This window comes from Dyella terrae (genome assembly GCF_004322705.1).
Taxonomy (GTDB): Bacteria; Pseudomonadota; Gammaproteobacteria; order Xanthomonadales; family Rhodanobacteraceae; genus Dyella_D; species Dyella_D terrae.
The window spans coordinates 1186439-1199955 of record NZ_SIZZ01000001.1; the positions used below are offsets into that span (position 1 = coordinate 1186439).

Below are 13517 nucleotides of genomic sequence, written 5' to 3' on the forward strand. Positions count from 1 at the left end.
AGAGCCGGCCTGGGTGAAGGTGCGCTCCGCTTTTTCCATTCACCATTCACCATTCACAGGCGGCGTCAGCCGCCGGCCCCACCTCAATGCTTCGGTGGAGGGGGTGCAAGCACTTCGCGATTGCCATTGTGCTGCGGCGCGCTCACCACGCCGTCCTGCTCCATCTGCTCGATGAGGCGGGCGGCGCGGTTGTAGCCGATGCGCAGATGGCGCTGGACGCCGGAAATCGAGGCGCGACGGCTTTCGGTCACGATGCGCACGGCCTTGTCGTAAAGCTGGGCGTCGGCATCGCCGCCTTCTTCGCCATCCTGCGGCAGTCCGGCGTCGTTGATGAACTTCCCGTCCGACGTGGCCTGCACTTCTTCCAGCACGCCCTCGATGTACTGCGGCGCGCCCTGGGAACGCAGCCAGTTGACCACGTTGTGCACCTCGTGATCGTCCACGAAGGCACCATGCACGCGGTCAGGCGTGGCGGTGCCAGGGGGCAGGTAAAGCATGTCGCCGTGGCCCAGCAGGGTTTCGGCGCCGGACTGGTCGAGGATGGTGCGCGAGTCGATCTTGCTCGAGACCTGGAACGCGATGCGCGTGGGGATATTGGCCTTGATCAGGCCGGTGATCACATCCACGGACGGGCGCTGCGTCGCCAGCACCAGGTGCACGCCGGCCGCACGGGCCTTCTGCGCCAGGCGGGCGATGAGTTCTTCCACCTTCTTGCCGACGATCATCATCATGTCGGCGAACTCGTCGATGATCACGACGATGTACGGCAAGGGCTCCAGCGGCTCGGCAGCGAGATTGGGCATCTCGGGATTCGGGCGGAACAGCGGATCGAGCAAGGGCTGGCCCGAATTCTCCGCGTCGCGCACCTTCTTGTTGAAGCCGGCCAGGTTACGCACACCCACGGCCGCCATCAGCTTGTAGCGGCGCTCCATCTCGGCCACGCACCAGCGCAGCGCGTTGGCGGCTTCCTTCATATCGGTGACGACCGGCGCCAGCAGATGCGGAATGCCTTCGTAAACCGAAAGCTCCAGCATCTTCGGATCGATCATGATCATGCGCACGTCCTTGGCGCTGGCCTTGTAGAGCAGGCTCAGCACCATGGCGTTCACCGCCACGGACTTACCCGAACCGGTGGTACCGGCCACGAGCAAATGCGGCATCTTGGCCAGATCGGCCACCGCCGGACGTCCGGCAATGTCCTTGCCCAGCGCCAGCGAGAGCGGTGACTTGAGCTGGTCGTACTTGTCCGAACGCAGGATCTCCGACAGATACACGATCTGCTTCTTGCTGTTCGGGATTTCCAGGCCGATGACGTTCTTGCCCGGAATCACGTCCACCACGCGCACGCTGACCACGGAGAGGCCACGCGCAATGTCCTTGTCCAGGCTCGACACCTGCGAGCCGCGCACACCCGCGGCGGGCTCCAGCTCGAAGCGGGTGATCACCGGGCCGGGATAGACGCCGACGACCTTCGCCTCGATGCGGAAATCCTTTAGCTTCAGCTCGACCTGGCGCGAGAGCACTTCGAGCGTCTCTTCCGAATAGCCCGGGCCCTGCGGCGGTGCTTCATCCAGCAGAGAAAGCGGCGGCAGTTCGCCCGGCGAGGAGGCACCGGTGAACAGAGGAATCTGCGTTTCGACCTTGGCGCGCTCGCTCTTCACCACCGGCGCCGGCTGCGGCTCGATGCGCACCGGCTCGCGCCTGGCCTGCTTGACGGCCTCGGTTTTCTTGACCACTTCGCGCTCGGCACGGGCCTGGCGCGCAGCCAGCACTTCGGGTGCCTCGCGCAACTTGCCGCCGAACCAGCTGGCGATCTTCAGCACGCCCTGGCCCGTGACATCCATCAGCTTGAACCAGGACAGACCCGTTGCCAGCGTCACGGCAATCAGGAACACCGCCAGCAACAGCAACGGCGCACCCTTGTCGCCGAACGCATGCAGCACGCCATCACCGACCCATTTGCCGATAATGCCGCCCACGCCCTGCGGCTGCACGGGCGTGTGGACGTTGAGATAAAGCAACGCCGGCGTGGTGATGAAGAAGAACACGAAGCCAATCAGGCGCAGCGACGGCTCCCAGGGCTGCACGGTGCGCACGCCGCGATGGCGCAGCACCTGGATGCCCAGGATCAGCAGCAGCAACGGAAAACAGTACGACACCAGGCCAAAGATGTAGCGCAGCAGGTTCGCGATATTCGCGCCCACCTGCCCGCCGAAATTGCGGGTGATATCGACCGTGCTTGCATGACCCCAGCTGGGGTCCTGGTCGTTGTAGCTGAACAGGCAGACCAGCAGATAAAGCGCCAGCGGCAGCAACAGCAACGCACCGGCTTCACGCAGGCGGCGCTTGAGCTCCTCGCTGAGGCCGCTCGGTTCCTTGGCTTTCTTGACGTTCGCGCTACGCGCCACCGTGTTCCTTGTCCTTCAGGGGTAGAAAGTGAAGAAAGCTTCTAACGCGTTGGACCGCTAAAAGCCAGCAGCCAGGTTCCAGGCCGCGAAAACCATCACCCCGGCCTTGGCCGGGGTGATGGGGCAAAGCATAGAGCATCTATCAGAACATGCCCTTGAGTGCCGGATGAACGAGCTGACCGGCGTCGACGTTGATGCCGCCGTTGAGCGGCTTGAACTCGCGCCATTCGTTACCGGCGGCAAGGCGCTGCACGTACGGCAGGATGGCGGCGGAGATGGCCACCGACGAGGTCTGCGGCACGGCGCCCGGCATGTTGGTCACGCAGAAGTGCGTCACGCCGTGAACGTCGTAGGTCGGCTCCTTCCAGGTGGTCGGACGCGAGGTTTCGAAGCAACCGCCCTGGTCGATGGAGATGTCCACCAGCACGCTGCCCTTCTCCATGGTCTTGACCATTTCTTCGGTGACAACGCGCGGCGCCTTGGCGCTGGGGATCAGCACGGCACCGACCACGATGTCAGCGTCCTGCACTTCCTCGGCCACCGACGACTCATAGGCGTACAGCGCGGTGACGTTCGGACCCATGGCCATCATTTCGGCCAGGCGATCCTGACGCTTGTCGAACACGACCACGTTGGCACCGGCCGCAGCGGCGAGCGCGGCAGCGTTGCCACCGGCGGCGCCGGCGCCGAGCACGACGACCTTGCCACGCGGCGTCGAAGCCATGCCGCCCAGCAGCTTGCCCTTGCCACCCTGCGGACGATGCAGGAGCGTGGTGCCCATCTGCGTTGCAATGCGGCCGGCGATGACGGACATCGGCAGCAGCAGCGGCAGGTTGCCGTTTTCTTCCACCGACTCGAACGCCACGCCGGTCAGGCCGATGTCGAGCAGTGTCTTGGTGAGATCCGGCTCGGCGGCAAGATGCAGGTAGCAGAACAGCAGGTGATGCTTCTTGAGGAGGGCGAGGTCGCCGGCAATCGGCTCCTTCACCTTGACGATCAGCTCGCCGGCGTCATACAGCGCCGCGGCATCGGGAACCACCTTCACGCCAACCTTGGCATAGGCCTCATCGGAGAAGCCGCTCTTGAGACCGGCGCCAGCCTGGATGAACACCTCGTGGCCGCGGCGGACCAGATCGGCGGCAGCAGCGGGAACCAGGGCAACGCGACCTTCGAGGGTCTTGGTTTCAGACGGAATACCAATACGCATGGGGATGAAAATCCTGTGGGTCGAATCAAGTACCGCGGCGCAGCGCCGTGGCGAAAAGGGGTGTCGGCCGGCGCCTTGAATCGGTCCCCTGTCCTCCCCATTCTTGCGGGTTCAGACAGCTGCAAGGCCTGGAAGGAAACCTTTGACCAAGGTGCAGCGAAAACAGAGACAAGCCGTGAGCAAACCCTGTCGATTATAACCATGAGCCTGAGCCCGAACCCATCCCAGGGGTCACATGCAAGGGCCCGGGTCGAAACCGGTTAACCTTCGCCTCAACCGCTGTGCGACTGCACAATGACGATACGCCGGAGCATGGTGAGACGGACGGAGAACTTCGTTGATGTGGCGGCTTTTTGCCCATCCACCGCGTGATCTCCTCCCGAACGCACCCACCCTGCCCCTTCACAAGAAATCGCTGCAAGGCAGCAACAAGGACACCACATGACCGCCTCCACCAAACACAGCCGCCTGCTCATCCTTGGTTCCGGCCCCGCCGGCTATACCGCCGCTGTGTATGCCGCCCGCGCCAACCTGAAGCCGACGCTGATCACCGGCCTGCAGCAGGGTGGCCAGCTGATGACCACCACCGACGTGGACAACTGGCCGGGTGACGTGGAAGGTCTGCAGGGGCCGGCGCTGATGCAGCGCATGGCCGAGCACGCCGAGCGTTTCCACACGGAAATGATCTTCGACCACATCCATTCGGTGGATCTGCAGCAGCGCCCGTTCCGTCTGAAGGGCGACTCGGGCGAGTACACCGCCGACGCGCTGATCATCTCGACCGGCGCCACGGCCAAGTACCTGGGCATCGCCAGCGAAGAGCACTTCAAGGGCAAGGGCGTGTCGGCCTGCGCCACCTGTGACGGATTCTTCTTCCGCGAACAGGAAGTGGTCGTGGTCGGTGGCGGCAATACCGCCGTCGAAGAAGCCCTGTACCTGTCCAACATCTGCAGCAAGGTCACCCTGGTGCATCGCCGCGACAAGCTGCGCGCCGAAAAGATCATGCAGGACAAGCTGTTCGAGAAGGCCGCCGCCGGCAAGATTGAACTGGTGTGGAACCACACCATCGACGAAGTGCTCGGCGACAATATGGGCGTCACCGGCGTGCGCGTGAAGGAAGTGAACACCGGCGTGACGCGTGACATCGCCGCCACCGGCTTCTTCGTGGCCATCGGTCACACGCCGAACACCGGCATCTTCGAGGGCCAGGTGGAAATGCACGACGGCTACCTGAAGATCCGCAGCGGCCAGACCGGCATGGCGACGATGACCTCGGTGCCGGGCGTGTTCGCCGCCGGCGACGTGGCCGATCACGTGTATCGCCAGGCCATTACGTCGGCGGGTTTCGGCTGCATGGCCGCCCTCGACGCCGAGCGCTGGCTCGACCAGCAGGGCCCGGCGAGCTAATCGGCTTGATGTCGTCGCATCACGCAACGCTGCATTACATCCACGACCCGCTGTGCGGTTGGTGTTACGCCGCGCAGCCTTTGGTGAGCGCGGCCATGCGGCAGCTGGGTGCGCGAGTTGACCTGATACTGCATGCCGGCGGCCTTTTCGCCGAGCCCCGTACGCTCGATCACGAACTGGGCGAGCACATCGCCCATTCCGACGAGCGCATCGCGCAGCTCAGCGGGCAGTTCTTCGGCAAGCCTTATCTCGAGGGCCTGCTCGCCGACCCAACGACGGTGCTGTTCTCCCTGCCACCCATCACGGCCATCCTTGCCGCACGGTCGATCGATGCGTCTCTGGCCTATCCGATGCTGGTCGCGATCCAGGCGGCGCATTACCAGCGGGGCCTGCGCGTGGTCGATCCGGACATTCTGGTGGAGATGGCAGAAGAACTGGCCATCGATGGCGACACGTTCCGCCAGTCGTATGCGCGCGTGCGCAGCACTGATCTGCTCGAACATATCGAAGCCAGCCGCCGCCTGCTCAACGAAGTGCATGGCCACGGCTTTCCCACTCTGGTGCTCGAAGTCCACGGCAAGCGACAGGTGCTGCCGCATCATCTCGATTACGGCAAGCCCGAAGCCTTCGTGGAGCGTCTCGCGGCACGCTTGCCTGCGGTCCATTGACCGTGATCGAAGCGCGATTCCACGCGGGCATGTGCGAGATTCCCGCCCAGGCCTGGGACGCGCTTCGCACCGATGACAACCCCTTTCTCTCCCACGCTTTCCTGCTTGGCCTGGAGCAGACCGGCTGCATCCGGGAGGATTGGGGGTGGCGCGCGCACCATCTGGGCATCTACGACAGTGGTGTGCTGATCGGCGCTGCGCCGCTGTACCTCAAGGGCAATTCGCACGGCGAGTTCGTTTTCGACTGGAGCTGGGCCAGCGCGTGGGAACGCGCGGGTAGGGACTACTACCCGAAGCTGCTCAATGCCGTGCCCTACTCTCCCGTGCCGGGCACACGATTGCTTGCGGGAAACACCCCACGCAGCGCAGACATCCGCGAGGCGCTGGTCGAGGCCATGCGCGCGCTGGCCGATGAGGCCGGCTTGTCATCCGTGCACGCCAACTTCCTCGACGCGAACGACCTGCCCGCCTTTGGCGATCACTGGCTTGTACGCACCGACGTGCAGTTCCACTGGCCCAATCGCGACTACGCCGACTTCGACCAGTTCCTCACTACGCTCAATCACAAGAAGCGGAAGAACATCCGCCATGAACGCGCCCAAGTCGCGCGCAGCGGACTGCGCGTCGAGATGCGCGATGGTGATTCACTGAGCGCGGATGCGTGGCGACGCATCCATGCGCTGTACGAGAGCACGTTCGATGCCAAAGGCAATCACGCGGCCCTGACGCGCGCGTTCTTCGACTATCTCGGTCAAGAGATGGGCCGGCATGTGCAAGCCTCGCTTGCCTGGGATGGCGACCGCCTGATCGCCATGGCGCTGTTCCTGCAAAGCAGCCAGTGCCTGTATGGCCGCTATTGGGGCTGCGAGGCGGATATTCCCGGGCTGCATTTCGAACTTTGCTATTACCAGGGCATCGAGCACGCCATCCGCCACGGCCTGAGCCGGTTCGAACCCGGCGCCCAGGGCGAGCACAAGCTCGCGCGCGGTTTCCTGCCGATCACGACGCACTCGCGCCACTATCTCGCCGACAAGGGATTTCGCGCCGCGGTACGAACGGCGCTTGCGCGCGAGGCCGAACACATTGACGCTTATCGCCACGACCTGCTCGACCACAGCCCCTACGCTCACGGCCGCGACTGAATCCCATGATCCGCCTGCCCCTGCTCGACGCCAGCCGCCCGGAGCATTTCCCGGACCCGCGCCGCGCCATGGCCGAACCGAACGGCTTGCTGGCCTTCGGTGGCGATCTGTCGCCCCGACGCCTGTTGGCCGCTTACGCGCGGGGTATCTTCCCGTGGTTCAACGAGGACGAACCCATCCTGTGGTGGTCACCCGATCCGCGCTGCGTCTTCCACACGGAACGACTTCAGCCCAATCGAAGCCTGCGACGCCAGCTGGCTGGCAAATCCTGGTGGATCAGCGCCGATCAGGCCTTCCGTGACGTGGTGGAAGCCTGCGCCGCGCCACGGCCGCGCCAGTCCGGCACGTGGATTTCGCCGGCCATGCTCGACGCCTATGTCGGCCTGCACGCCATGGGGCACGCGCACAGCATCGAAGTGTGGGATGACGATCGTCTGATTGGGGGGATCTATGGCGTGGCCATCGGCCGCCTGTTTTGCGGCGAATCCATGTTCAGCGTCGAGAGCGGCGGGTCGAAGGTGGCCCTGCTGGCCCTGGCCGACCTGCTGCATCGCTGGGGATTCCCGTTGATCGATGCGCAGGTGACCAACAGTCACCTTATGAGCATGGGCGCCGTGGAGTACCCGCGCGGAGAGTTCCTGCGCATGGTCGAACAACTGGTCCAGGTGCCGGGACAGCCCGGCACCTGGCGTCGCTTCACGCCCCTGCTGGCGGAAAGCTGGGAACGCATTCGCGGAAGCTGAAGTTCACGCGGCTTTCGCAGCGCGCAACGCCTTCGCGTTCCGATAAGAATCGAGAATGGTCTCGCGCACCGGTACCGCACCGGTGGCCAAGCCGTGCAACCACTCATCCGTCGTCAGCACGGCGGCAAAGCGCGACTGCTCGACCACGGCAAATACACGGTGAATCTCCTCCGCGGTCGCATGGCCCGCACGGTTCGCGTACGACACCGCGCCCGAGGCATCGTGCAGGAGTTCCACCGCAATACCGCGATCGAAGGCGTGCTTGATGGTGGTGTCGTTGCAGTTGTGGGTCATGTAGCCCACGACGCTCAGCGTATCGATCCCGCGCTGATCGAGCCATTCGGCCAGGCCCGTCCCTGAAAACGCGCTCGGTAGCGCCTTGCCGAAGTAAGCGTCACGAGGGCGGCGCGCGATCTCCGGATGCAGTTCCCAACCCTGCGAGCCCTCGGCAAAGGCCGGCGCGTCGGCGGGTGAGTTCTGCTGGATGACGATCACCGGGATGCCAGCGGCCGTCGCGGCGTCCATGGCGCGGGTGATCTTCGGCAGGCTGTCTTCGACCGGGGGAAATTCAATCTGAAGGTTACCGCTGAAATACTCGTTCTGGACGTCAATGACGATCAGGGCGCGACGCGGATTCGACACGTTCATGGGACCTTCCTGGTGGTGTTGGGGTGGGCACATGGTGATGGCGGAGGCACTTGCGCGGGAGTGGCCCGAAGGACAATCATCGATGGCATCGGGCCAACCGATGCCAGCAGGCTGTCGCCGTGCGCAAGATCCGTATCGTGGTCGTCGCCTTCGACCGCATCTCGCCATTCCATCTGTCCGTCCCATGCGCCGTCTTCTCGGCGCCGCCTCGCGAGGGAGCCTCGCCCTTCCGCCTGCGCGTGTGTTCCGCCGAAGGCAAGCGCCTGCACAGCGACGCTGGCTTCGACATCGCCACGCCCTACGGCCTGGATGAAATCGGCCGCGCCGACGTGGTGATCGTGCCGTCCTGGCGCGACGCCGACGAACGCCCGCCAGAAGCGCTCCTCGCCGCACTGCAACGTGCGGCCAAACGCGGCAAGCGCATCGTTGGACTTTGCCTGGGCGCGTTTGTCCTCGCCCATGCGGGTTTGCTGAATGACCATCGGGCGACCACGCACTGGTTCGCCACCGAGCATTTGGCCACCGCGTTTCCGGCCATCACCGTCGATCGCGATGTGCTGTATGTGGACGAAGGCCAGATGGTTACGTCCGCGGGCGTCGCGGCAGGCATCGATTGTTGCCTTCACCTGGTGCGCCAGATGCTCGGCGCCGAACAGGCCAACACGATTGCCCGGCGCATGGTCGTTTCGCCCTTCCGTACGGGCGGGCAAGCGCAGTTCATCGACCAGCCCGTGCCCGTGCTACCTGCCGATGAGCGCATGGCACGGCTCCTGGAGGACATCCGGCGCCAGCTTCACCTGCCTCACCTGCTGGACGACATCGCGGACCGCGTCGCCATGAGTCGACGCAGTTTTACCCGTCACTTCCGACAACTCACGGGCAGCAGCTTCGGCGACTGGCTGATGGCGCAACGACTCGGCCACGCGCAACACCTGCTTGAGACCACGAGTCTGCCGCTGGAACGCATCGCTCAGGACATCGGCCTGGGTTCACCCGTCACGCTGCGCCAGCAGTTCCAGCGGGCGTTTCGCACTTCGCCGATGAACTATCGCCGCACTTTCAATGGTGAGCGGGCTCAGGCGCGTGGAGCGGCGTGACCGGCGCCACCGAACTGGCGGCGAGGCCAATGTGCTTGAGCTCGGCGTAGTGATCGAGGAATAACGCGACCATCCGCGGATCGAGCTGCGTGCCGGCCGCGTCGCGCAGGTAAGCGAGCACCTTGGGCTCGGGCCACGCTGGTTTATAGACGCGCGGAAAACTCAGCGCGTCCCACACGTCCACCACGCTGAACACGCGCGCCGCCAGCGGAATGGCTTCGCCCCGCAACCCGCGCGGGTAACCCGTGCCGTCCCAGCGCTCATGATGATTGAAAGGGATATCGACGACGGGCCGAAGGAAATCCACCCGTTGCAGCAAGTCATGCCCGATCTGCGGATGCGTGCGCATCACCCGGGTTTCCTGCGCATCGAGCGGGCCAGGCTTGATCAGGATGGCATCGGGCAGCGCCAGCTTGCCGATGTCATGCAGCAGCGCACCGAACTTGGCGTGCTGCAGTTCCAGCTCGCCCATGCCGGCCAGTCGCGCCAGGGCGACGGTCATGCGCATCACGCGTTCGGAATGGTCGCGGGTCTCCTTGTGGCGGATATCCATCGCCGATACCAGCACGCGCAGCGATTGTTCATGGCCACGCAGCAACATCTTGTTGGCCTGCGCCAGCCGGCGCATTTCGCGATCGATCAGGAGATAAAGCAGGATGCCGGTCGCCAGGACAAAGACGAAACCCTTGATGCTCTGCAACAGAGCCAGCAGGTTCGGATCGCTGATCAGGTGACTGAGCGCACGATCCGACAGCCAGATCCAGAGACCGGCAACGGCCAGATACATCAGGAATGCACGCGTCTGCGGCTTCACTCGCATGAAGCCTCCGCGACCATTCCGTCCTGGATCGACTCCCTGTACACGAGCACCCTTCCCCCCGGAAGATGACGGTTGGAGCTTAGCGTCATTTGTGTCACGGGGTTGTGGTTTTTCCGGCCATGTGTGCCACAAGTACTGGACGAAAAAGTCCTAGGCGTGGGCGGGCGCCAGCACGAAGATGATCGAGGCGGGCCGGCCTGTTTCCGGGTGCAGCGGTTCATCGACGCGAATGACCCGCAAACCGCTGGCGGTGAAGGTGTCCAGCCATCCGCCGAGCGTGCGGAAATACCAGGGCGCAGGCGTGCTGAAGCCTTCGCCGCAGCCGGCCCAGGAACCATCCCGCCAACCGTCGCGATACGGCGCATCGCCACACGCCATCAGCGGATGCAGGGTCTGAACGATCAGCACACCGCCATGGTTGAGCATGCCGGGGACCGCCGTGAGCAAGGCCTCGACCGATGCTTTCCCCAGCAACGAGAAATTGCAGACTGCCACGTCGGCGCGCTCATCCAGCGCGCCAGCGGCGAGTTCCGCGTAGGACAGGCATTCGAAACGGCCCCGCCCGAGGGCGCGGGCCTGGTCAACGAGCGCAGAAACGGCATCGACGCCCATGACGTCCAGTCCCTGGGCCGAAAGCACCCGGGCCAGCCAACCCTCGCCACACCCGATATCGATCACCTGCCGTGGCGCGCAAGCGAGCACAGCTTCGATGATGGCGCGGTCAGTGGCCAGCCGGCGGCTTTCGATGCGTTGCTCCTGGACGGCGGAGGTCCAGGGTTGCGCATTCAGGTGCCAGGCGCTGAGGATCGCTTCTTCCAGAGACTGCGTGCGGCTGTCCATGACGCTCCGTAGCGGGATGCCCGCGCCGTAGTCTGCACAGGTGTTGTTGATTTTGCGTAGGCGGGCTGTCTCAGGCGCCCCGGCCCACGTATTTGGTGGCCACGTAGTTGTCCAGGATGGCGATGAATTCGTCCGCGATGCGGTCGCCGCGCAAGGTCATCGCCTTCTCGCCGTCGATAAACACGGGCGCCGAGGGGGCCTCGCCATTGCCCGGCAGGGAGATGCCAATATTGGCGTGCTTGGATTCGCCCGGGCCGTTGACCACGCACCCCATGACCGCCAGGGTGAGGTTTTCCACGCCGTCGTACTTGACCCGCCACTCGGGCATCTTTTCGCGCACATGCGCCTGCACCGACTTGGCCAGCTCCTGGAAGAACTCGCTGGTGGTCCGGCCGCAGCCGGGGCATGCCGTGACCAGCGGCGTGAATGCGCGCAGGCCCATGGTCTGCAGTAGTTCCTGCGCCACCACCACTTCACCGGTACGCGAGGCACCCGGTTCCGGGGTCAGCGAGATGCGGATGGTGTCGCCGATGCCTTCCTGCAGCAGCACGGCCAGGGCCGCGCTGGACGCCGTGATGCCCTTCGAACCCATGCCGGCCTCAGTGAGACCCAGGTGCAGGGCGTAATCGCAGCGATGCGCGATATCGCGATACACGGCAATCAGCTCCTGCACGCCCGACACCTTGCAGGACAGGATGATGCGGTCGCGCGGCAGGCCGATCTCCTCGGCGCGAATGGCCGAATCCAGCGCCGAGCGGATGAGCGCCTCGCGGGCTACATGGCTCGCATCCCACGGCTCAGCCCGCTGGTGGTTCTCGTCCATCAGCATGGCCACCATGCTCTGGTCCAGCGAACCCCAGTTGGCGCCGATGCGCACCGGCTTGCCGTACTGGATGGCCTTTTCGATGATCGCGGCAAACTGGCTGTCTTTCTTTTTGCCGAAGCCGACGTTGCCCGGATTGATGCGGTATTTCGCCAGAGCTTCGGCACAGGCCGGCTCGCCTTCCAGCAGCTGGTGGCCGTTGTAGTGGAAGTCGCCAATGATCGGCACGTCCACGCCCATCATCTCCAGGCGCTCGCGGATACGCGGCACGGCAGCCGCGGCAGCGGGCGTGTTCACCGTGATGCGCACCAGTTCGGAGCCGGCGCGGGCCAGCTCGGCGATCTGTTTGGCCGTGCTGACCGGGTCCTCGGTATCCGTATTGGTCATCGACTGGACCACGATGGGGGCGCCGCCGCCCACGGTGATCTTGCCGATCTGCACGCCCACGCTGGGGCGACGCTGGCCCGGCTCAGCCGGACGGGGGGAAGAAGAACGCTTGTCGCTCATGAAGAAACCAGACACCGGTCCGCGCCCTTGCGCGGCAATGCCCTAAGGATACTTCATGCCTGTGACAGGGTTGCTGACTGACACGGGGCGGCGGCCTGGAACGATGGCGAAAGCCGGATTTCCTGGGCCTGGGCACGCGACCGGTCGTTCCTGTGACTGCCGCGACTTAGGACACTTCCTTGCGGCCTTTTCTTGATGCGGCATAACCGCGCAGAACGCTGATAACGGCCCCGGGCGAGCGATGATTTCGCATGTTCCGGTACAAGGAGTCCGACATGTCCGTGGCCTACGCCCCCTCCGATTCGATCCGACCGTCCCATCGCGGCATCCACGCGCCCGGATGCGCCGGCTGCGCCCATGTGTCGGCCTGCCAGGCTGGCGGCTACGGGCGCGACGAGCTGAGCGGCATGCGCAGCATCGTCGAACGCGCCGGCCTGCTTCGCGATGGCGAGTATCTCTACCGCCCCCGCTCGCCCTTCCGCTCGCTCTACGCGGTGCAGAGCGGCATGGCCAAGACGGTATCGGTGGATTCGGCCGGTCGCGAAATGGTGCTGGCGTTCCATCTTCCCGGTGAATTGTTCGGGCTGGATGCGATCTGCCTTGGCTACCATGACAACGCCGTGATCTCGCTTGGCCGCACCCAGTTCTGCCGCTTCCCGTTCGAAGCCCTGCGCTGCCTCGCCAACCGTGAACCGGAGGTGCAGTGGCACCTCATCAACACGATGAGCCGGCAGATTCATCACCAGAGCCTGAGCAGCGGCGACTATCCCGCCGAAGAGCGCATGGCCGCTTTCCTGGTGGATCTGGTTGATCGCCGGGCATCGCTGGGCCTGGCGACCGATCACCTGCCACTGCCGATGTCGCGTGCCGACATCGGGAATCACCTGCGCCTGGCGACGGAAACGGTCAGTCGCCTCTTCGCGCGTTTCCGAGATGCGGGTTTCGTTCGCATCGAGCGTCATGTCGTTCATTTGAACGATCTTCGCGGGTTGCGCGAGGTCGCGCGGCACGTGCTTGAGCGGTAAACGCCCCGGCGTCTGATCGCCGGACCCGCTAAAAGCCCCGACCTTCGTCGGGGCTTTTTTGTTTGCGGCGGCATGACACTCCATCGCTATCGTTTTCGACCTTATTCACCGCATCTTCGCGACATAACGACGCAATGCCCATCCAGCCGCGGCAGAACGACACACCACGCTGACTCACGTCA

General features: G+C 64.5%; 12 protein-coding genes. 6 read left to right on the forward strand and 6 right to left on the reverse strand.

Annotation, left to right across the window (positions count from 1 at the left end):
• Positions 1-83: 83 nt before the first annotated feature.
• Together EYV96_RS05355 and ald are read right to left on the reverse strand one after the other, a co-directional pair.
• Entirely contained in the window at positions 84-2408 is a 2325-nt protein-coding gene (locus tag EYV96_RS05355; protein ID WP_131150430.1) for a DNA translocase FtsK, read from the reverse strand.
• Between the two features lie 142 nt (positions 2409-2550).
• Positions 2551-3615, reverse strand: a complete 1065-nt coding sequence (ald, locus tag EYV96_RS05360; protein WP_131150431.1) for an alanine dehydrogenase — start codon at positions 3613-3615, stop codon at positions 2551-2553.
• Positions 3616-4056: 441 nt separating this feature from the next.
• On the opposite strand from ald, the gene trxB reads away from it, so the two are divergent.
• The 4 genes from trxB to aat are packed head-to-tail and all read left to right on the forward strand — an operon-like array spanning position 4057 to position 7575.
• Complete coding sequence (trxB, locus tag EYV96_RS05365) at positions 4057-5022, forward strand: thioredoxin-disulfide reductase (protein WP_131150432.1); 966 nt, start codon at positions 4057-4059, stop codon at positions 5020-5022.
• Positions 5023-5030: 8 nt separating this feature from the next.
• Positions 5031-5690 carry a DsbA family protein gene (locus EYV96_RS05370; RefSeq protein WP_131150433.1) on the forward strand — a complete coding sequence of 220 codons (660 nt, stop codon included), beginning with the start codon at positions 5031-5033 and terminating at the stop codon, positions 5688-5690.
• 29 nt (positions 5691-5719) lie between these two features.
• Positions 5720-6832, forward strand: a complete 1113-nt coding sequence (locus EYV96_RS05375) for a GNAT family N-acetyltransferase (RefSeq protein ID WP_240732345.1) — start codon at positions 5720-5722, stop codon at positions 6830-6832.
• Positions 6833-6837: 5 nt separating this feature from the next.
• Positions 6838-7575, forward strand: a complete 738-nt coding sequence (aat, locus tag EYV96_RS05380; protein WP_131150435.1) for a leucyl/phenylalanyl-tRNA--protein transferase — start codon at positions 6838-6840, stop codon at positions 7573-7575.
• Between the two features lie 3 nt (positions 7576-7578).
• Here the strand turns inward: aat and EYV96_RS05385 are convergent, their stop codons facing one another.
• A complete protein-coding gene (locus tag EYV96_RS05385) occupies positions 7579-8223 on the reverse strand; it encodes a cysteine hydrolase family protein (protein ID WP_131150436.1) in 645 nt (214 codons plus the stop codon).
• Positions 8224-8342: 119 nt separating this feature from the next.
• Here EYV96_RS05385 and EYV96_RS05390 point away from each other — a divergent pair, with 119 nt between their 5' ends.
• Complete coding sequence (locus EYV96_RS05390; protein ID WP_131150437.1) at positions 8343-9320, forward strand: GlxA family transcriptional regulator; 978 nt, start codon at positions 8343-8345, stop codon at positions 9318-9320.
• Here the strand turns inward: EYV96_RS05390 and EYV96_RS05395 are convergent.
• From EYV96_RS05395 to ispG, 3 genes are all read right to left on the reverse strand, one after another.
• Positions 9283-10140, reverse strand: coding sequence for an HD-GYP domain-containing protein (locus tag EYV96_RS05395; protein WP_131150438.1), 858 nt, complete (start codon positions 10138-10140; stop codon positions 9283-9285). The two genes, EYV96_RS05390 and EYV96_RS05395, sit on opposite strands and share 38 nt — an antisense overlap.
• 150 nt (positions 10141-10290) lie before the next feature.
• Entirely contained in the window at positions 10291-10980 is a 690-nt protein-coding gene (locus EYV96_RS05400) for a class I SAM-dependent methyltransferase (protein WP_131150439.1), read from the reverse strand.
• Between the two features lie 70 nt (positions 10981-11050).
• Positions 11051-12310, reverse strand: a complete 1260-nt coding sequence (gene ispG / locus EYV96_RS05405; protein WP_131150440.1) for a flavodoxin-dependent (E)-4-hydroxy-3-methylbut-2-enyl-diphosphate synthase — start codon at positions 12308-12310, stop codon at positions 11051-11053.
• A 275-nt stretch (positions 12311-12585) separates the two neighbouring features.
• Here ispG and EYV96_RS05410 point away from each other — a divergent pair, with 275 nt between their 5' ends.
• Positions 12586-13335: a helix-turn-helix domain-containing protein gene (locus tag EYV96_RS05410; protein WP_165488602.1), complete on the forward strand. Its 750-nt coding sequence runs from the start codon at positions 12586-12588 to the stop codon at positions 13333-13335.
• The last annotated feature ends 182 nt before the right edge of the window (positions 13336-13517 follow it).